The organism is Bacillus sp. G1(2015b) (genome assembly GCF_001482475.1).
Lineage (GTDB): Bacteria > Bacillota > Bacilli > Bacillales > Bacillaceae > Bacillus > Bacillus safensis.
The window spans coordinates 81,531-103,226 of the sequence record NZ_LKIC01000023.1; the positions used below are offsets into that span (position 1 = coordinate 81,531).

General features: G+C 41.6%; 15 protein-coding genes. 14 read left to right on the forward strand and 1 reads right to left on the reverse strand.

All coding sequences use genetic code 11. The features are described from left to right. Positions 1-120 precede the first annotated feature (120 nt). The 7 genes from dnaE to AMR95_RS11060 all read left to right on the forward strand — a co-directional run bounded on the left by dnaE (position 121) and on the right by AMR95_RS11060 (position 10,551). Positions 121-3,456 carry a DNA polymerase III subunit alpha gene (gene dnaE / locus AMR95_RS11030; protein WP_058838287.1) on the forward strand — a complete coding sequence of 1,112 codons (3,336 nt, stop codon included), beginning with the start codon at positions 121-123 and terminating at the stop codon, positions 3,454-3,456. 141 nt (positions 3,457-3,597) lie between these two features. Further along, the gene (locus tag AMR95_RS11035; RefSeq protein WP_025092260.1) at positions 3,598-4,830 is read left to right on the forward strand and encodes an NAD(P)-dependent malic enzyme; all 1,233 of its coding nucleotides are present in this window, start codon (positions 3,598-3,600) and stop codon (positions 4,828-4,830) included. Between the two features lie 304 nt (positions 4,831-5,134). Continuing rightward, positions 5,135-6,010 (forward strand): acetyl-CoA carboxylase, carboxyltransferase subunit beta, encoded by an 876-nt coding sequence (gene accD / locus AMR95_RS11040; protein WP_034279640.1) that lies wholly within the window; start codon positions 5,135-5,137, stop codon positions 6,008-6,010. Then, on the forward strand, positions 5,995-6,972 hold the full coding sequence (accA, locus tag AMR95_RS11045) for an acetyl-CoA carboxylase carboxyl transferase subunit alpha (protein WP_039180569.1): 978 nt from the start codon (positions 5,995-5,997) through the stop codon (positions 6,970-6,972). The genes accD and accA overlap by 16 nt, the downstream gene beginning before the upstream one ends. A gap of 342 nt (positions 6,973-7,314) precedes the next feature. Next, complete coding sequence (pfkA, locus tag AMR95_RS11050; RefSeq protein ID WP_024424794.1) at positions 7,315-8,274, forward strand: 6-phosphofructokinase; 960 nt, start codon at positions 7,315-7,317, stop codon at positions 8,272-8,274. 27 nt (positions 8,275-8,301) lie between these two features. Beyond that, the gene (gene pyk / locus AMR95_RS11055) at positions 8,302-10,062 is read left to right on the forward strand and encodes a pyruvate kinase (protein ID WP_047202657.1); all 1,761 of its coding nucleotides are present in this window, start codon (positions 8,302-8,304) and stop codon (positions 10,060-10,062) included. Positions 10,063-10,161: 99 nt separating this feature from the next. Beyond that, a complete protein-coding gene (locus tag AMR95_RS11060) occupies positions 10,162-10,551 on the forward strand; it encodes an FxsA family protein (protein ID WP_039180564.1) in 390 nt (129 codons plus the stop codon). A gap of 24 nt (positions 10,552-10,575) precedes the next feature. Here AMR95_RS11060 and ytvI read toward each other — a convergent pair whose 3' ends face one another. Continuing rightward, on the reverse strand, positions 10,576-11,694 hold the full coding sequence (gene ytvI, locus AMR95_RS11065; RefSeq protein WP_058838288.1) for a sporulation integral membrane protein YtvI: 1,119 nt from the start codon (positions 11,692-11,694) through the stop codon (positions 10,576-10,578). 100 nt (positions 11,695-11,794) lie between these two features. On the opposite strand from ytvI, the gene AMR95_RS11070 reads away from it, so the two are divergent. The 7 genes from AMR95_RS11070 (at position 11,795) to polA (ending at position 21,696) form a co-directional block, all read left to right on the forward strand. Then, positions 11,795-12,259 (forward strand): DUF441 domain-containing protein, encoded by a 465-nt coding sequence (locus AMR95_RS11070; RefSeq protein WP_007501699.1) that lies wholly within the window; start codon positions 11,795-11,797, stop codon positions 12,257-12,259. A gap of 376 nt (positions 12,260-12,635) precedes the next feature. Then, complete coding sequence (gene citZ, locus AMR95_RS11075) at positions 12,636-13,754, forward strand: citrate synthase (RefSeq protein ID WP_058838289.1); 1,119 nt, start codon at positions 12,636-12,638, stop codon at positions 13,752-13,754. Between the two features lie 153 nt (positions 13,755-13,907). Continuing rightward, positions 13,908-15,179, forward strand: coding sequence for an NADP-dependent isocitrate dehydrogenase (gene icd, locus AMR95_RS11080; protein WP_024424789.1), 1,272 nt, complete (start codon positions 13,908-13,910; stop codon positions 15,177-15,179). Between the two features lie 34 nt (positions 15,180-15,213). Next, complete coding sequence (gene mdh, locus AMR95_RS11085) at positions 15,214-16,152, forward strand: malate dehydrogenase (RefSeq protein WP_008356047.1); 939 nt, start codon at positions 15,214-15,216, stop codon at positions 16,150-16,152. A 185-nt stretch (positions 16,153-16,337) separates the two neighbouring features. Further along, positions 16,338-17,066 (forward strand): response regulator transcription factor, encoded by a 729-nt coding sequence (locus AMR95_RS11090; RefSeq protein WP_058838290.1) that lies wholly within the window; start codon positions 16,338-16,340, stop codon positions 17,064-17,066. Beyond that, entirely contained in the window at positions 17,059-18,801 is a 1,743-nt protein-coding gene (pnpS, locus tag AMR95_RS11095) for a two-component system histidine kinase PnpS (protein WP_058838291.1), read from the forward strand. Before AMR95_RS11090 ends, pnpS begins: the two co-directional genes overlap by 8 nt. 255 nt (positions 18,802-19,056) lie before the next feature. Continuing rightward, the gene (gene polA / locus AMR95_RS11100) at positions 19,057-21,696 is read left to right on the forward strand and encodes a DNA polymerase I (RefSeq protein WP_041086577.1); all 2,640 of its coding nucleotides are present in this window, start codon (positions 19,057-19,059) and stop codon (positions 21,694-21,696) included.

A 21,696-nucleotide genomic window follows, 5' to 3' on the forward strand; every position in this document is an offset into this window, starting at 1 on the left:
ATTCAATATATGGTGTGTGCTGGACAAGTATGAACGGACAGAAAAGAAAGAACATTTGTTTCTCATCGCATCGCGTTTTATAATGAAAGAATGACTTTAGACGAAAGGAGTGGATTTAGCATGTCTTATGTTCATCTTCAGGTCCACAGTGGATACAGCTTGTTAAGCAGTGCAGCTAAAGTAAAGGAGCTTGTACTGAAAGCAAAAGAACTTGGCTGCAAGGCGCTCGCTCTTACCGATGACCATGTGATGTATGGAACGGTTGAATTTTATAAGGAATGTAAAAAACATGGCATCAAGCCGGTTATCGGTTTAACAGCTTCTGTCTTCATAGATGAACAAGAGACAGAGGCTTATCCCTTGGTACTCCTTGCAAAAAACAACGAAGGCTATCAAAACCTGATTAAAATCAGCAGTGTGCTGAAATCAAAATCAAAAGCCGGACTGAAAGAAAAATGGCTCAAAAGCTATCATTGCGGGCTCATTGCGATCACACCAGGCGCATCTGGGTATATTGAAACGCTTTTGCAGCATGATCAGATAGAAGAAGCGCGTGAAGCCGCAAAACAATTAAAGCATATATTCGGCGAGGGCCACGTGTACATCGCACTTCAGCCATTTCAGCAGGACGAATCGCTCACCAGCAAACTGCGGGACGTCTCACAAAGTGTGGACATACCTCTTGTTGCGACGGGGGATGTTCACTACATCAATCGAGAGGATAAAATGGCTTATACGTGTTTAAAGGCTATTAAAGCAGGGGAGCAGCTTTCAGAGATAGAGGAAGACCGAGGAGAAAAGCATTTCAGATCCTTTGAAGAAATGTTGGAATGGTATAGAGATGATCGAGAGCTGCTGACAAGAACGGTGGAAATTGCAGACCGCTGCGAGGTCGATTTAAATCTTGGGCAGACAAAACTTCCATCCTATCCAACTCCTGATCAATCAACAGCTGATCAGTTTTTACGCAGAGTGTGCGCAGAAGGGATGAAGCAAAGAAAGATTGCTTCACATGACATGTATGTCAAAAGACTTGAATATGAACTGAGCATTATCCAAAAAATGAATTTCAGTGATTATTTTCTCATTGTGTGGGATTTTATGAAGTATGCGCATGACAGAGGGATTGTCACAGGCCCTGGACGAGGATCAGCAGCGGGTTCACTTGTTGCATATGTTCTGTTTATTACGGATGTCGATCCGATCCGTCACGGTCTTTTATTTGAGCGCTTCTTAAATCCAGAGAGAATCAGCATGCCAGATATTGATATTGATTTCCCCGACACGAGAAGAGACGAAATCATTTCTTATGTAAAAGACAAGTACGGAGACATGCATGTGGCGCAAATTGTCACGTTTGGAACACTTGCAGCAAAGGCTGCTTTAAGGGATGTTGGACGTGTGATGGGAATCGATTCAAAGGCAGCGGATCGTCTTGCCAAGCTGATTCCATCAAAGCCAGGAACGACGCTGAAAGAAGCGGTGACTGCATCTTCTGAATTAAAAACGATGCTTCAGCAATCTGAAGAGCTTCGAAAGGTCTTCCAAACTGCTTTAAAGGTAGAAGGCTTACCGAGACACACCTCGACACATGCAGCAGGCGTTGTGCTGAGCGAAGAGCCGCTGACAGAGGTCGTTCCGATTCAAGACGGCCATGAAGGTGTGTATTTAACGCAGTATGCCATGAATTATTTAGAAGATCTCGGACTTTTAAAGATGGATTTCTTAGGGCTCAGAAACTTAACATTAATTGAATCCATTAAAAACCAGATTGAAAGACAGGAAAACGTCCACATTAACTTTAGTGACATATCATATGAGGATCAGAAAACGTTTGAATTGTTATCTGCGGGCGATACAACTGGAATATTCCAGCTTGAATCACAGGGAATGCGTCAGGTGCTGAGACGCCTGAAGCCGTCTAGTTTAGAAGATATCGTAGCGGTCAATGCCCTCTATCGTCCAGGTCCAATGGAAAATATCCCGCTTTTTATCGACCGAAAGCATGGCAGAGTCAAGGTCTCCTACCCTCATCCTGATTTGTATGACATATTAAAGGATACATATGGGGTCATCGTCTATCAGGAGCAAATCATGCTGATTGCAGCGAAGATGGCTGGTTTTCAGCTGGGCGAGGCTGATCTATTAAGAAGAGCTGTTTCGAAGAAGGATAAAAAGGTCCTTGATGAAGAGCGAAGCCATTTTGTTGAAGGATGCCTAAAAAAGGAGTATCCTGTTAACATTGCAAATGACGTTTATGACTTAATCGTCAAATTTGCAAACTATGGTTTTAATAGAAGCCATGCTGTTGCATATAGCATGATTGGCTTTCAGCTTGCTTATTTAAAAGCGCATTATCCGTTATATTTTATGTGCGGTCTTTTAACGAGTGTAATTGGAAATGAAGCCAAAATTGCTCAATATTTCTATGAGGCGAAGGAAAAAGGGATATCTGTGTTGAAGCCTTCTATAAATAAGAGTGAGTTTCCATTTACGGTTGAAAAAGGGGAGATCCGCTACAGCTTAAGAGCGATTAAAAATGTCGGAGTGTCAGCTGTAAAGGATATATACAGAGCAAGACAGGAAAAGCCGTTTGAAGATTTATTTGATTTTTGCGCAAGAGTATCACCAAAGAGTGTCAACCGAAAAACGATTGAAGCGCTCATTTTTTCAGGAGCGATGGATGAGTTTTATCCCAATCGTGCTTCGTTATTAGCATCGATAGATATTGCGTTAGACCACGTGTCATTTTTAAATCCAGAGGATCAGCTGGACTTTCTTGGGGATACAACCTTCTCCATTAAGCCAAAATATGCGGAGATAGAAGAAATGCCGCTTGTTGATCTCCTGCAATTTGAAAAAGAGGCACTCGGGCTATACTTATCAAATCACCCAGTACAAGCATACCGAGACCGCTTAAGAGAGAATGGTGCAGTGGAAATAATCAGACTTTCTTCCTATATTAAGCGGAAGATTTCAATGGGTGGTCTTTTGACAAAAGTGAAATCGATTCGGACAAAAAATGGACAATCGATGGCATTTGTTACATTTGGGGATGAAACGGGAGAAATGGAAGGTGTCGTCTTTCCAGAGCAATTTAGGAAGCTGTCCCCCTTACTTGAGGAGGGCACCATGCTTTATGTGGAAGGCAGAGTAGAGATCAGAAATGACAGCAGTCAAATCATCGTGCAAGAAGCTGCTTTGCTTGAAGAGATGGACGTAAAAAGAAAAGAGTCTGTCTACATTCGGGTGAAAGAAGAGAATCATACGCAGGAGCTGCTAGAGCAAGTAAAACGAGTCCTTTCGATGCACAGCGGAGAAGCAGATGTCTATTTGTATTATGAGAAGCAAAAAAAGACGATGAGACTTCCAGATGCATACAAAGTTCATGCAGATCATGCTGTGATTTTCCAGTTAAAAGAGCTGCTCGGTGAACAAAACGTTGTGATTAAATGATGACAAATCGCCTGAATATGTTTTACAAATTCACCTATTGTGTTATCATTTTAAAGATTCTGTGTATTTAAAACTGCCAGTATGTGCTTATCAATTTAGCAAATCATTAAATCATTTTCCACTTGAAGGAGTGTTCATCACATGTCATTAAGAGAAGAAGCATTACATATGCACAAAGAGAATCAAGGCAAACTCGAATCAAAATCAAAAGTACAAGTGAAAAATGCGAAAGACTTGAGCTTGGCTTATTCACCTGGTGTTGCAGAACCATGTAAAGATATTTATGACGACACAAGCAAAGTGTATGATTATACAATGAAAGGCAATATGGTCGCTGTTGTCACAGACGGAAGCGCTGTTTTAGGGCTTGGAAATATTGGTGCAGAAGCATCTCTTCCAGTAATGGAAGGGAAAGCCGTATTATTCAAAAGCTTTGCAGGCGTAGATGCCTTCCCAATCGCGCTTGCAACGAACGATGTAGACAAAATCGTTGAAACAGTGAAGCTTCTTGAGCCGACTTTTGGCGGTGTGAATCTTGAAGACATTGCAGCTCCTAACTGCTTTATCATTGAAGAGCGCTTGAAAAAAGAGACAAACATTCCAGTTTTCCACGATGATCAGCACGGAACAGCCATTGTGACAGTAGCAGGACTTGTGAATGCACTGAAGCTTTCTGGAAAATCTATGTCTTCAATTAAAGTAGTGGCAAACGGCGCCGGGGCAGCAGGAATTGCGATTATCAAACTTCTTTATCATTTCGGTGTACGTGATATCATTATGTGTGATACGAAAGGTGCCATTTACGAAGGCCGCCCGAATGGTATGAATGCAGTGAAAAACGAAGTAGCTAAATTCACGAACCAAGACCGCAAAGAAGGTTCATTAGAAGAAGTCATTGAAGGCGCAGACGTCTTTATCGGGGTTTCTGTAGCAGGCGCTTTAACAAAAGAAATGGTTGGAAAAATGGCAAAAGATCCTGTCATCTTTGCTATGGCTAATCCAAATCCAGAGATTATGCCAGAAGATGCACATGCAGCAGGTGCAAGTGTTGTAGGAACTGGCCGTTCTGACTTCCCGAACCAAGTGAACAACGTACTGGCATTCCCAGGAATTTTCCGCGGAGCATTAGATGTACGTGCAACTCACATTAACGAAGAAATGAAAATCGCAGCTGTTGAAGCGATAGCGTCTCTTGTTTCAGATGAGGAATTGTCAGCTGAATATGTCATCCCTGCACCATTTGATGCACGCGTGGCACCAGCGGTAGCAAAAGCTGTGGCAAAAGCAGCAATGGAAACTGGCGTTGCAAGAATCAAAGTCGACCCAGAAGCGGTCGCTGAAAAAACAAGAAAATTAACGATTATCGGCGAATAATCAACTGGAAAAGTGTGCACGTTTTTTCTGAAATTGGAGGAAAAACGTGCACCATTTCCTCTCTTACGCGAAAAATTTTTCATCCGGAATGAGATTTTTTTGTAGACGTTCACAATTCAAACATATCAACTGCTCAGCGCCCCAAACACCTACTCATTTCTCATCAATTCCCCACTGAAAAAATTGAATGAAGGATGACAGCGTTTGACAAAAAAAGTACAATAGTTTCGGTACAGTTATGACATGTCCTATAATAGTGGATGTGCGTGTAAAGAAAAAACCCTTCAAAAAGGGAGGTAGTCATTTGTCAATCAAGAATATTTTCAGTAAAAAGAAAAAATATGCATCTGTACCCTCTGAACAGGCAAGCCAAGATGTGCCTGAAGGCATCATGACCAAATGTCCGCAATGTAAAAAAATAATGCTCACCAAAGAACTAGATAAAAATTTACGTGTTTGCATGAATTGCGGCAGACATTTGCAAATGAATGCAAAACAGCGTATCGAAAGCCTTGTAGATGAAGGCACATTTGAAGAATTTAACGGGCACCTCATTTCAGCAAACCCGCTCGGTTTCCCAGGCTACGAAGAAAAGCTTGAGAAAGACAGAGAAAAAACATCTTTGAATGAAGCCATTGTCACAGGTAAAGGTGAGATTGAAGGCCAAAGTGCTGTCATTGCTGTCATGGATGCCACGTTCCGTATGGGCAGCATGGGATCGGTTGTTGGTGAAAAGATCACACTGGCGATCGAGAAAGCAAAAGCGGACAAGGTGCCGTTTATTATCTTTACTGCATCTGGTGGAGCGAGAATGCAAGAGGGAATTCTCAGTCTGATGCAGATGGCAAAAACAAGTTCAGCATTAAAACTGTTCAGCGAAGATCAAGGGTTGATTATCTCTGTGATGACGAACCCAACAACTGGCGGTGTATCAGCTAGTTTTGCGTCTCTCGGTGATTACAACTTTGCAGAACCGGGTGCTTTAATTGGTTTTGCAGGCCGCAGAATCATTGAACAAACGATTCGTGAAGACCTGCCAGAGGACTTCCAAACGGCTGAATTTTTAATGAAGCATGGACAGCTTGATGCTGTCATCCATCGTGCAGAAATGAAAGAAACACTAGGCCGAATCTTAGCGCTACACAGCACAGGAGGTGAACGAGAGTGGCTGGAGAACTAGAATTTGAAAAACCTGTCATTGAACTTCGAGCGAAAATTGATGAACTGAAAAAGTTCACACAAAACTCAGAAATGGATTTAAGTGCAGAAATTGAGCGCCTTGAAACACGTCTGAGCAAGCTTGAAGCAGACATTTATACAAATTTAAAGCCGTGGGACAGAGTGCAGATTGCTCGGCATGCGATGCGCCCAACAACTCTCGATTACATTCAAGAGCTGTTTGACAACTTTTTCGAATGTCACGGTGACCGTTTTTATGGTGATGATGAAGCGATCGTTGGAGGAATTGCCACGTTTAAAGGGCTTCCTGTCACTGTTATTGGCCATCAGCGCGGTAAAGATACAAAAGAAAACTTGCGCCGTAATTTCGGAATGCCTCATCCAGAAGGCTACCGTAAAGCGCTGCGTTTGATGAAACAAGCAGATAAATTTAATCGCCCGATCATTTGCTTTATTGATACAAAAGGAGCTTATCCTGGTAAAGCAGCTGAAGAGCGCGGACAAAGTGAAGCAATTGCGAAAAACCTATTCGAAATGGCAGGACTTCGTGTACCGGTTGTCTGTATTGTCATTGGAGAAGGCGGAAGCGGCGGCGCACTAGGCCTAGGCGTAGGAAACCACCTATTCATGCTAGAAAACTCAACGTATTCAGTGATTTCACCTGAAGGTGCAGCAGCACTGCTCTGGAAGGACTCATCACTTGCGAAAAAAGCTGCAGAATCAATGAAAATTACCGCTCCAGACCTAAAAGAATTAGATATTATAGATGATGTTATTAAAGAAGTGCAAGGTGGAGCACATCGAGACGTGAAACAACAAGCAGCCTACATGGAAAATGTATTAAAACAATCACTTACATCTTTGCTCAAACTAACACCTGAAGAACTAGTCGAACAAAGATATGAAAAATACAAAGCAATCGGGAAAGTATCGATTGAAAATCAATATATTGGGGTAAACTAAATAAACGTACAGCCTTTTTGGCTGGCGTTTATTTTTTTTCATCTTTTTTCATGAAAACCGACCTCATGTAAGCGCTATTTGAAAATAATTTTCTTTTGTTTTCATAAAAATTGAAACGTCTGAAAACCTTGATATGACAAGGTTTATAGCACCTGCCTTTACAGATTTCAGAGAGATTTGCTTTCAGGACGTTCTTAACTTTTGTTTAAAAACGGTTTATTTAATTGTATAATAAGTACGGTTTTAGAAATTCGTATTGAAAACATCCAAATTTGCTCATGATTGTTTTCAAGCAGTGGAAATGGTATGTTTAATTCATATATGGTCTCTGAGGTGAAAAAGATGAAGCGTATAGGAGTTTTAACAAGCGGTGGGGATTCCCCAGGAATGAATGCAGCTGTGCGCGCAGTTGTAAGGAAAGCAATTTACCATAATGTTGAAGTTTACGGTATTTATAATGGATACTCAGGTCTAATTAACGGTAAAATTGAGAAACTCGAAATAGGTTCAGTAGGCGATATCATTCATCGTGGAGGAACAAAACTTTACACGGCAAGATGTCCTGAATTCAAGACAGTTGAAGGTCGTGAAAAGGGAATTGAAAACTTAAAAAAATTCGGTATTGAAGGACTTGTAGTCATTGGTGGAGACGGGTCATTTATGGGAGCGAAGAAATTAACAGAGCTCGGTTTTCCATGTGTAGGTGTCCCTGGCACGATTGACAACGATATTCCAGGTACTGATTTCACTATTGGCTTTGATACAGCACTGAATACTGTCATTGATGCCATTGATAAAATTCGTGATACAGCCACATCTCATGAACGTACATACGTAGTCGAAGTAATGGGAAGACATGCTGGTGATATTGCCCTTTGGTCAGGTCTTGCGGGCGGAGCCGAATCTATTTTGATTCCTGAAGCAGACTATGACATGGACGAAATTATTGCTAGGTTAAGAAGAGGTCACGAGCGCGGCAAGAAGCATAGTATTATTATCGTTGCAGAAGGCGTAGGCAGCGGTGTTGAATTTGGTAAGCGGATTGAAGAGGAGACAAGCCTTGAAACACGTGTATCTGTCTTAGGACATATTCAGCGCGGAGGTTCTCCGAGTGCATTTGACCGTGTACTGGCAAGCCGTTTAGGAGCATACGCAGTCGAGCTTCTCCTTGAAGGACAAGGCGGACGCTGTGTAGGCATTCAAAGCAATGAACTTGTCCATCATGATATTTTAGAAATCTTAGATAAAAAACATACAGTCGATAAAAATATGTACCGACTTTCACAAGAGCTCTCTATATAAAACGAGAAGACCTTAGGAGGAACAGTAATGAGAAAGACAAAAATCGTTTGTACAATCGGTCCAGCAAGTGAAAGCATTGAAAAGCTGACTGAATTGATTGAAGCAGGAATGAATGTAGCCAGACTAAACTTCTCCCACGGAGATTTTGAAGAGCATGGTGCACGCATTGAAAACATACGTAAAGCAGGTAAAACATTAGGCAAGGACATTGCGATCCTTCTAGATACAAAAGGTCCAGAGATCCGTACACGTACAGTTGAAAACGGCTCAATTGAGCTAGTCGCTGGTGCTGATCTTATCGTGAGTATGGAAGACATTGTTGGAAATACGGAAAAAATTAGTGTGACATACGAAGATTTAATTCATGATGTAGAAGTGGGCTCAACGATTCTATTAGATGATGGTCTGATTGGTTTAGAAGTAAAAGAAATTAATATGGACCGCAAAGAAATCGTCACTAAAGTCATGAATACAGGCACACTCAAAAACAAAAAAGGTGTCAACATACCTGGCGTCAGTGTGAACCTGCCAGGTATTACAGAAAAGGATGCCAATGATATTCTGTTTGGAATTGAACAAGGCGTCGATTTCATCGCAGCTTCTTTTGTGAGACGAGCTTCTGATGTTCTTGAAATTCGTGAGCTTCTTGAAAAGAACAATGCGACTGATATTCAAATCATTCCTAAGATTGAAAACCAAGAGGGTGTTGATAACATCGACGAAATCCTTGAGGTATCTGACGGTTTAATGGTTGCGCGTGGAGATCTTGGTGTAGAGATCCCGGCAGAAGAAGTACCGCTTGTTCAAAAAATGCTGATCAAAAAATGCAATCGTTTAGGTAAACCTGTCATCACAGCGACTCAAATGCTCGACAGCATGCAGCGTAACCCTCGTCCAACCCGCGCGGAAGCAAGTGACGTGGCAAATGCTATTTTTGACGGTACAGATGCGATTATGCTTTCTGGTGAAACAGCAGCCGGAACATATCCAGTAGAAGCTGTACAAACGATGCATAACATTGCATCACGTTCAGAAGAAGCACTAAACTATAAAGCAATTCTTTCCCGCAGAAGCGAAGAAGTAGAAGTCAGCATTACAGATGCGATTGGTCAATCTGTTGCACATACAGCAATGAAGCTTGATGTGGCAGCCATTGTGACGCCTACGGAAAGCGGACATACAGCAAGAATGATTTCAAAATATAGACCAAAAGCACCAATCGTAGCAGTTACAGCAAACGAATCAGTGGCAAGAAAGCTTTCACTCGTATTCGGTGTATTTGCAAAGAGCGGATCAAAAACGACGTCTACTGATGAAATGCTTGAGAATGCAGTAGAAAAGTCTATTGAAACAGGCTATGTAAGACACGGTGATTTAATCGTCATTACAGCAGGTGTGCCAGTTGGTGAAACAGGTACGACGAACTTAATGAAAGTATATGTTGTCGGTGACATCATTGCGAAAGGTCAAGGTATTGGCCGTAAATCTGCATTTGGACCGGTTGTCATTGCACAAAGCGGAAAAGAAGCAGAAGAAAAAATGTACGACGGTGCGATCCTAGTGGCAAACTGCACAGATCGTGATATGATGGGAGCTTTAGAAAAAGCATCTGCCCTTATCACAGAAGAAGGCGGTTTAACAAGCCATGCAGCTGTTGTTGGATTAAGCCTTGGCATTCCAGTAATTGTTGGTCTTGACGGCGCAACAACACTATTAAAAGAAGGCGAAGAGATTACAGTAGATCCAGCACGCGGAGCGATCTACAAAGGCCGTGCAAGCGTCCTTTAAATCATCCAAGAGGGGAGTTGTCTGACTCCTCTCTTTTTTTATGTTACACTAAAAAAAGTAAACAGCTTTCGATGAAAGATACCCCATGAGGTGATATGGTTGAAGAAATATTTTCTACTATTATTAATTCTGTTCCCTGCGGTGGAAATTAGTTTATTTTTAATCTCAAGTAAAATCATTGGCATTTTGCCAACGATGCTGCTCATCGTGCTGACAAGTGCATTAGGTGCTTATTTCGCAAGAAAACAAGGAATAGAAGCCTTCCAAAAAGTACAGCGAGATTTGCAATATGGCAAGATGCCAGGGGGAGCGATTGTCGATGGTTTTTGTATTCTGATTGGCGGTCTGCTGCTGCTCATTCCAGGCTTCTTATCGGATCTCATTGGGGCTTTGCTGCTCATTCCGGTGACGAGAAAGGGAATCAAGCCGCTCTTTGAACGCTGGCTTAGAAACTTGTCTAATCGCAACCGCTATACAATCATTCGCTAAAGAGACCTTCAGCCTAGGTCTCTTTTATTTTTGCATGCCATACCGAATGTACTCAAAAATATCTCTGAAAACTCCTGCATTACGAAACGCCTGCCACACGACAAGGGAAGCAGGACCAATCACAAGTCCAAGAAAACCAAACCATTTCAACCCGACAAATAGCGCCACAAGCGTTGCTAAAGGATTAAGTCCGATGGATTTGCTTAAGACTTTTGGCTCTGATATTTGTCTTTGAATGAGGACAACAATATACAAAATGCCCAGTCCAATGGCGAGTGAGAGATTTCCTGTCATAGCAGAATAAATGATCCACGGTAGAAAAACAGTGCCGCTCCCGATATATGGAAGTAAATCGACAAACCCAATACATAAAGCAATCACAAGGGCATGCTCGACTTTTAAAATGATGAGTCCAATCAATACAATGCCAATCGTCATGGCCACAAGCAGAAGCTGAGCCTTCATAAAGCCGGTAATGGCTTTTTTGATTTCAGATAAAATGGCGCGTGTATGCTGCATCCATTTTGCGGGAAAGATACGTGAGCCATATGTTTTTAATGTAAACCAATCTTTCGTGATAAAAAAAGTTGCCAGAGCAGAAAATAACAATGTTGCTGCTGCATCAGGCAAAAGACCTAAAAAACCCGGAATAAGCTCGAGTGTTTTTGAAAGAAAAGTCCCGATTTTTGCGGCAGCTTCATCACCGAGTGCTTGAATTTGTCCCAAAATGGATTCCTTTTGACCTGCTTGAAGCGTATTAAATTGGGCTGTGACATCATGATATAAAGGCAGAATTTTATCTGTAAAAAATTGCTCTACAATACCAATCAATTGATCAAGATGGCCAGGCAGCACCTTTGCCAAATAAGCACTTCCTGAAATGATTTCAGCCACTAAAAGCGTCATGAAGCCGGCGGCTGCGACTAAAAAGAGCAACAGTACAATGACTACAACAAGTCCTCTTGGCATCCCGGTGATCTCTTCGATTTTGCAGACGGCAGGGTGAATCAAACAAGACACAATAAGGGCGATCCAAAAAGGATATAAAAACGGAAAAGACTGATATAAAAAGACAACAGCAAAAACAGCAATGCTGATCATCATCAAACTTCGCAGAAAAATGGCCACATAGGTGTGATTCACACAATCCCCTCCAAAAAACAAGCATGTCCGATACTTCATTTTATTCAAAAAGATTAGTAATATGAAAAGGTCGCAATAAAAAGAAAGAAAGGAGCGGCGTATGTTTACTCAAGCAAATTTATTTTTGGTACTTTTACTCGTTATTGCACTTATTGCAAAAAACAATTCGTTAATTTTAGCGGTCTCTGTACTGATCGCAATTAAGCTGATTGGCCTGGATCAAAAAATTTTCCCGGTTCTCCAATCTAAAGGTATTAATTGGGGAGTGACCGTCATTACCATTGCTGTGCTGGTCCCGATTGCAACAGGTGACATTGGATTTAAGCAGCTTGGAGAAGCGATGAAATCTTCCTATGCTTGGATAGCTCTTGGAGCGGGTATATTAGTAGCATTAATTGCAAAAAACGGGATTGTGCTACTCGAAAATGATCCGCATATTACGGCAGCGCTTGTGTTCGGTACCATTTTGGCAGTCAGCTTATTTAAAGGGGTGGCTGTTGGCCCGCTCATCGGGGCAGGAATTGCTTATTTGGCGATGCAGGCTGTGAAATTTTTCAGCGGATGAAAAGAGAGTGGTTCCTGCCACTTTCTTTTTTAAATTTTTTCTTGCGTGAGCTTTTGCAAAAAAACATAATTAAATATATTAAAAGAAGCAAATTCCCTTTATTCCATGCCTGATATGGGAGACTGGAAAAAAAAATATCAAAAAAAATTATAGTTAAACATTTAACAAATGTCTGATTATTGTTTATAATGGGAATAGGCTTAATTTTGAACTCATTGATCATACAAGAGATATGAGGCTAAAAGCGCTCTAACCGTATAGGTAAATGTAAGCATTTTCTTTTCAGAAACTGCCATCTTATTCGGATTGGATAGCGCTTTCAAAAAGTGAGAATTCTGCAACGAAGGGGAATCTTTTTAAAAAGGGGAGATTGAACATGACAGCAACAAGAGGTCTTGAAGGTATCGTGGCAACAACTTCATCCGTAAGCTCAATTATTGATGATACTCTTACTTATGTAGGGTACAATATCGATGATTTAACTGAAAAAGCTACATTCGAAGAAATTGTCTACCTGTTATGGCACTTAAAGCTGCCGAATGAGCAGGAGCTGAGTGAATTAAAACAGCAGCTCAATGAAAATGCTCAGATTCCGCAAGAAATCATTGAGCATTTTAAATCTTATTCGCTCGATGGGGTTCATCCAATGTCTGCGATTCGTACAGCAGTATCCTTACTAGGTTTACTAGATGACGAATCAGAGATTATGGACAAAGAAGCGAATTACAGAAAGGCAATTCGCTTACAGGCGAAAATTTCTGGACTAGTCGCTGCGTTTTCTCGCATTCGCAAAGGACTTGAGCCTGTACAGCCAAAAGAAGAATACAGCTATGCTGCAAACTTCTTGTATATGCTAAATGGCGAAGAGCCATCACCAGTAGAAATTGAAGCCATTGATAAGGCGCTTATTCTACATGCGGATCATGAATTAAACGCATCGACATTTACAGCACGTGTATGTGTTGCTACACTATCAGATATCTACTCTGGTGTGACAGCGGCTATCGGTGCGCTGAAAGGACCGCTTCATGGCGGCGCTAATGAAGGCGTGATGAAGATGCTTTCAGAAATTGGCGAAGTTGAAAACGTAGATTCCTATATTCATGGTAAGCTAGAGAAGAAAGAAAAAATTATGGGCTTTGACCACCGTGTATACCGTCAAGGTGACCCGCGTGCAAAGCATCTAAAAGAAATGAGCCAACGTTTAACAAACCTCACTGGCGAGCCGAAATGGTATGAAATGTCTGTTCGCGCAGAGGAAATCGTGACATCAGAGAAAAATCTTCCACCAAATGTTGATTTTTATTCTGCATCTGTATATCACAGTCTTGGCATTGATCATGACTTGTTTACACCAATTTTCGTGATCAGCCGATTCTCTGGATGGATTGCTCATATTCTAGAGCAATATGACAACAACCGACTCATCCGTCCAAGAGCTGATTACATTGGACCTGATCTTCAAACCTTTGTTCCGATCAGTGAAAGAGACTAATGTTTATAGAATAAGCGGGGGCTGATTTCAAAAGGCCAATCAGCCTCCATATCAACATCAACAAAAAACGAATCACGTGAAAAACTTTTTTGCTTGCAGACATCAAGCCAAGAAGTTTCAAATATTCACTACATAACCTGGGAGGTAATATCATTGTCACAAGGCGAAAAAATTACAGTTACTGGCGGCGTATTGAATGTACCAAATAATCCAATCATCCCGTTTATCGAAGGGGACGGAATCGGTCCTGACATTTGGAAAGCAGCATCAAGAGTACTTGAAGCAGCTGTAGAAAAAGCATATAAAGGTGAAAAGCAAATCACTTGGAAAGAAGTATATGCAGGTGAGAAAGCTTACAATAAAACTGGAGAGTGGCTTCCTGAGCAAACGCTTGAAGACATTCGTGAATACTTAATTGCGATTAAAGGACCACTAACAACACCAATTGGCGGAGGAATCCGTTCATTAAACGTGGCACTTAGACAAGAGCTTGATTTATTCACATGCTTACGTCCAGTTCGCTGGTTCAAAGGCGTACCTTCTCCTGTTAAACGTCCAGAAGACACAGACATGGTGATCTTCCGTGAGAACACAGAAGATATTTATGCTGGTATCGAGTATGCAAAAGGTTCAGACGAAGTGAAGAAGTTAATTGACTTCTTGAAAAACGAATTAGGTGTGAACAAAATCCGTTTCCCAGAAACGTCTGGTATCGGAATCAAGCCAGTTTCTGAAGAGGGAACATCCCGTCTTGTCAGAGCGGCTATCCAATATGCAATTGACCAAGGCCGTAAATCTGTGACGCTTGTTCACAAAGGAAACATCATGAAATTTACAGAAGGTGCCTTCAAAAACTGGGGCTACGAAGTGGCTGAAAAAGAGTTTGGCGACAAAGTCTTTACATGGGCACAATATGATCGTATTGTAGAACAAGATGGAAAAGATGCGGCAAACAAAGCGCAAAGTGAAGCAGAAGCTGCTGGCAAAATCATTGTCAAAGACAGCATTGCAGATATTTTCCTTCAACAAATCCTAACTCGTCCAGCTGAGTTCGATGTTGTGGCTACAATGAACTTAAATGGAGATTACATCTCTGATGCACTTGCAGCACAAGTTGGTGGAATTGGTATCGCACCAGGAGCGAACATCAACTACGAAACAGGACACGCTATTTTTGAAGCGACTCACGGAACAGCACCAAAATATGCTGGTCTTGATAAAGTGAATCCATCTTCTGTTCTTCTATCAGGCGTGCTGTTACTTGAGCACCTTGGCTGGCAGGAAGCAGCTGATCTAGTGATTCAATCTGTTGAAAAAACAATTGCATCTAAAGTCGTCACTTACGATTTTGCTAGATTAATGGATGGCGCAACAGAAGTAAAATGTTCTGAGTTTGCTGACGAGCTCATCAAAAACTTGTCTTGATTCTTAAACTTTAAAGTTAAAGGGGAAAAAGGAAATGGCAAACAAGCGTAAAAAAGTATCTGTCATCGGAGCAGGTTTTACTGGAGCAACTACAGCATTTTTAACAGCTCAAAAAGAATTAGCGGATGTCGTCTTAGTTGATATCCCGCAGCTTGAGAACCCAACAAAAGGGAAAGCTCTTGATATGCTGGAAGCAAGCCCTGTTCAAGGCTTCGATGCGAACATTACAGGCACTTCTAACTACGAAGATACAGCCGGTTCTGATGTCGTGGTCATTACGGCAGGAATTGCAAGAAAGCCGGGAATGAGCCGTGACGATCTCGTGTCAACAAATGAAAAAATCATGCGCAGCGTGACACGCGAAATCGTTAAATATTCTCCAGAAGCCATTATTGTTGTGTTAACAAACCCTGTTGATGCAATGACATATGCAGTTTATAAAGAATCAGGATTACCAAAAGAAAAAGTCATTGGACAATCGGGTATTCTTGATACAGCACGTTTCCGTACGTTTGTTGCTCAAGAATTAAACCTATCTGTCAAAGATGTGACGGGCTTTGTCCTTGGTGGACATGGTGATGACATGGTTCCGCTTGTTCGTTACTCTTATGCAGGCGGTATCCCGCTTGAAACATTGATTCCAAAAGATCGAATTGATGCGATTGTTGAAAGAACAAGAAAAGGCGGCGGCGAAATCGTGAACCTATTAGGTAACGGTAGTGCCTATTATGCACCTGCTGCTTCACTTGTAGAAATGGTTGAGGCGATTCTAAAAGATCAGCGCCGCGTAATCCCAACGATTGCTTACCTTGAAGGTGAATATGGCTACGAAGGCATTTACCTTGGTGTACCAACAATCGTAGGTGGAAACGGCCTTGAGCAGATCATTGAGCTTGAGCTGACAGAAGAAGAAAGAAGTCAGCTAGACCGTTCTGTTGAATCTGTTAAGAACGTCATGAAAGTATTGTCTTAATATGAAAAAAAGAAGGCTTCTCTTATGAGGGGCCTTCTTTTTGTTTACAAAACAAATCTTGTCGAAATTTTAAATTGTCCTCTTGTTAAGCTTTCGTTAAAATGAAAGAGAAAGCATGACTTCTCGCTTTTCACATAAGATACAAAAAAACGGATGCAGGGGAAATCACTAATTGGAGGCACAACATGAATAAAAAAATATTAGTTGTGGATGATGAAGAATCGATTGTAACACTTCTAAGCTATAACCTAGAAAGGGCGGGCTATGATGTCGTCACAGCAAGAGATGGGGAAGAAGCGCTTGAAAAAGCAGCAAGTGAACAGCCTGATCTCATTGTATTAGATTTAATGCTTCCGAAGATGGACGGCATTGAAGTGTGCAAACAACTGAGAATTCAAAAAATGATGTTCCCTATTTTAATGCTGACAGCAAAGGACGATGAATTTGATAAGGTGCTCGGCCTTGAACTTGGAGCCGATGATTACATGACAAAGCCATTCAGTCTTAGAGAAGTGGGTGCTCGGGTAAAAGCCATCTTAAGAAGAGCGCAGCAATCTCAGCCTGTCCCCACGCAAGAGGACAAGGAAGAGGTCATTGCAGACCAAATCAAAATTGGTGAACTGCGCATTTTACCAGAACACTACGAAGTGTACTTCCAAGAAGAACGCCTAGAGCTTACGCCGAAGGAATTTGAACTGCTGCTTTATTTGGCCAAGCATAAAGGACGTGTCCTCACACGTGATCTGCTGCTAAGTGCCGTTTGGAATTATGACTTTGCAGGTGACACTCGTATTGTGGATGTACACATCAGCCACTTGCGGGACAAAATTGAAAAGAATACGAAAAAACCAACATACATTAAAACCATTCGCGGCTTAGGCTACAAATTGGAGGAGCCAAAGCCAAATGAGTAAAATAAGAACCCGCCTGTTTTCGGGACTTATTTTTCTCCTTTTTATTGTGTTTGTCGCACTTGGCCTTTTTCTGGATCACATGTTCCATGTTTTTTATGAAACAAAATTAACGGAACGAATGGAAAATGAATCGAGCTTTCTTCTTTCTTCCATGGATGGTGATGATCTGCAGGCGAAGCAAAACAAGGAGATCCTCAATCAGGCAAAGCAGCATCTCGACATGAATGCGTCAATTGTGGATCTGAAGGGGAATATCATACATACAACGGGTCAAGCGGAGCAAAGGGGCATCATTCAAAACACACTGAACAATGAACGGCTTCAAACAAAAGGCGTCGTCATTGAGGATGAGAAGGATGCGCTGTTTCATTACGCAGTCCCTATTCTGAAACAAAACGAACCGGCAGGCTATTTATTTCTCCATGCGTCATTCCAGCCTTTAAACGAAATTGATGGCCAGCTTTGGCTCGCATTAGCCGTTTGTCTTGGCTCGGCGATTATTATTATCGTTTTCTTTGGATACCGCATGTCGATGAAATATGTAAAACCGATAGATTATGCCACAAAGGTAGCCAAACAGCTGGAACGCGGGAACTATGATACCAATCATTATGAAGAGCTCATCATTGAAACTAGTGAGCTTAATACATCAATGAAGCGTCTGGCAGAAAGCCTTCAAGAAATGACAAGCACTGGGGAAATGCAGCGGGACCGTCTGCAAACAGTCATTGAAAACATCGGTGCAGGAATTATTTTGATTGATAAGATGGGGTATATCAACCTAGTCAATCGAACCTTCCGCAAGCAGTTTAAGGTGCAAAAGCACATTTACATGCACAAGCTGTATCATGAAGCATTTACACATGACGAAATTATTGAGCTGATTGATGAAATTTTTATGACAGAAACGAAGGTGCGAAAGTTTTTACGCCTAGCCGTTGACATTGAACGGCGCTACTTCCAAGTGGATGGTGTCCCGATTTTAAGTACAGACGATGAATGGAAAGGAATTGTCCTTGTGTTTCATGACGTGACAGAAACAAAGCAGCTCGAGCAGATGCGAAAAGATTTTGTCGCCAATGTGTCTCACGAATTAAAGACGCCGATTACGTCGATTAAAGGATTCTCCGAAACCCTTCTTGATGGAGCGATTGATGACAAAGAAGCGCTGACACAATTCCTTTCCATCATTTTAAAAGAGAGTGTCCGACTCGAAACTCTCATTCAAGATTTACTCGATCTTTCCAAAATCGAGCAGCAGCATTTCAAATTAAATATTCAAGACGCCAATGCGTCAGAAATCATTCAAGAGATTGAAGTCCTTTTAAAACAAAAGGCTGCGGAAAAAGGTATTCAATTACAAGTGCGTATCCCGAAAGAGCCTGTCTATGTGATGGCAGATCCGCTGAGATTAAAGCAAATCTTCCTCAATCTCGTCAACAATGCTCTTACCTATACACCAGAGGGAGGGAGTGTCACCATTTCGGCAAGACCGCGGAAAGGCGCCTATGAATTTGATGTAGCAGATACAGGAATCGGCATGAAGAAAAGAGAGATTCCAAGAATATTTGAGAGATTTTATCGAATTGATAAAGATAGAAGTAGAAATTCAGGCGGAACAGGACTTGGTCTTGCGATTGTCAAACACCTTGTGGAGGCGCATGAAGGGACGATTTCAGTCCATAGCAAACAAGGCAAAGGAACGACTTTTACAGTGAGCCTGAAATCAAAATAGGGAAAAAAGGAATGTCACGTTAAAATTTACATGATCTTTACAATGGATTCATGTTTAGTTAAACAATCATTGGTAGGATGAATAGGAACCCCTTCATCCAAGGAGCCAATTTTGTAAGGACGAAAACACTTGTTGTTTTCGTCCCTTTTTTTATGCAGGTTCGACTATTTTCTTTTCAAAATAAACTTTGATAAAATGATGATACAATGTGTGAAAGAGACGGCTGAAATGGCTCAGCCGATGGAGGATTAAAACATGACAGACAAAAAGAAATTAGTACTAGTGGATGGAAACAGTCTCGCTTATCGAGCTTTTTTTGCTTTGCCGCTATTATCAAATGATAAAGGCGTCCATACAAATGCCATTTATGGCTTTGCAATGATCTTAATGAAGATGCTCGAGGACGAGAAGCCAACCCATATGCTCGTCGCATTTGATGCGGGGAAAACAACGTTCCGCCACGAGACATTTAAAGAATATAAAGGCGGAAGACAAAAAACGCCGCCAGAGCTATCAGAACAAATGCCGTTTATCCGTGAACTATTAGATGCCTATCAGGTGAAAAGGTACGAGCTTCCTCAATACGAGGCTGACGATATTATCGGGACATTGGCTGTGGAGGCAGAAAAAGACGGCTTTGAAGTGAAAATTTTCTCAGGAGATAAGGACTTAACGCAGCTCTCAACAGACCATACGACGGTAGCAATTACGAAAAAAGGCATTACAGAAGTAGAATATTACACACCGGCTCATATTGAAGAAAAATATGGTCTGCGCCCAGATCAAATCATCGACATGAAAGGCTTGATGGGAGATTCCTCAGATAATATCCCAGGGGTGCCCGGTGTAGGGGAAAAAACAGCGATAAAATTGTTAAAGCAGTTTGAAACGGTAGAAAACCTGCTTGAACATATTGACGAAGTCAGTGGTAAAAAACTCAAAGAAAAGCTTGAAGAATATAAAGAGCAAGCGGTGATGAGTAAACAACTCGCAACGATTCTTGTAGAAGCGCCAATTGATGTATCAAGCAAGGATCTCGCATATGAAGGTCCTCATATGGATCAAGTGATCTCTCTTTATAAAGAACTAGGCTTTCAAACGCTGCTAGAGCGTCTAGGAGAAGCACCAGAAACAGGTGAACAGGTCGAAGTTGAAGCATTAGAAGTGAAAAAAATGACTGATGTAACGGATGAAATGCTGACAGATCACGCCGCCCTTGTGGTAGAACAGCTTGGAGATAATTATCATGAAGCGGATTTGATCGGTTTTGCGATTCATAATGAAAACGGTGCGTTTTTTATCACGAAAGAAGATGCACTTCAATCAGATGCATTTAAACAATGGGTACAGGATGAAACGAAGAAGAAATGGGTCTTCGATTCAAAAAGAGCAGTTGTCGCCCTCAGATGGCACGATGTCGATCTAAAAGGTGTCGATAACGATGTCCTGCTCGCTTCCTATGTCGTCAATCCTCAGAAATCCTATGAGGACGTCGCAAGTGTAGCGAAGGAATACGGTCTTAACATCGCATTTTCTGATGAAAAAGTGTACGGAAAAGGAGCAAAGCAGGCGATCCCACCTGAAGATGAACTGAAGGAACATCTTGGACGAAAAGCAGCGGCGATCTCTGCTCTGCATGATTTAACACTTGAAGCACTAGAAAAAAATGATCAACATGAACTGTATGAAGACTTAGAGCTGCCGCTTGCCCTCATCTTAGGTGAAATGGAATCACTTGGCGTAAAGGTAGATATTGAGCGCCTAGAGAAGATGGGTGAAGAGTTAGCGAAAAAGCTGAAAGAATATGAGGAAACCATTCACCGCTTAGCAGGTGAAACGTTTAACATCAATTCTCCTAAACAGCTTGGCGTGATTCTTTTTGAAAAATTAGGTCTGCCGATTATTAAAAAGACAAAAACAGGCTACTCGACATCTGCGGATGTTCTTGAAAAGCTTGAAGATAAGCACGAAATCATTCGGTCTATTCTGCATTACCGCCAAATTGGAAAGCTCCAATCGACCTATGTGGAAGGCTTAATGAAGGTAACGCGCAAGGATACACATAAAGTGCATACACGATTTAATCAAGCGCTCACGCAAACAGGAAGACTAAGCTCAACAGATCCCAACTTGCAAAACATCCCAATTCGTTTAGAGGAAGGACGGAAGATTCGTCAAGCATTCGTTCCATCAAAAGAAGGCTGGCTTATGTTTGCTGCTGACTATTCACAAATTGAGCTGCGTGTACTCGCTCATATTTCTCAGGATGAGAATTTGATCGAAGCGTTTACGCAAGATATGGATATTCACACGAAAACAGCGATGGACGTGTTCCATGTCTCAGAAGAAGAAGTGACTTCCTCTATGAGAAGACAAGCCAAGGCTGTCAACTTCGGAATTGTATATGGAATCAGTGACTATGGATTATCTCAAAATCTTGGGATCACAAGAAAAGAAGCGGCTGCCTTTATCGAACGCTATTTAACAAGCTTTAAAGGCGTGAAAACCTATATGGAAGAGATTGTGCAGGAAGCGAAACAAAAAGGATATGTCACGACACTTCTCAAACGCAGACGGTATATCCCGGATATCACCAGCCGTAATTTTAATATCAAAAGCTTTGCGGAAAGAACAGCCATGAACACACCGATCCAAGGAAGTGCAGCTGATATTATTAAAAAAGCCATGATTGATATGGCGCGTAAGTTAAAAGAAGAAAACTTGCAGGCAAATCTTTTATTACAGGTGCACGATGAATTGATCTTCGAAGCGCCGAAAGAAGAAATTGCCATACTCGAAAAAATTGTCCCTGAAGTCATGGAAAATGCACTTCAGCTAGATGTGCCGCTAAAAGTTGATTTTGCTTCAGGCCCATCTTGGTACGACGCAAAATAA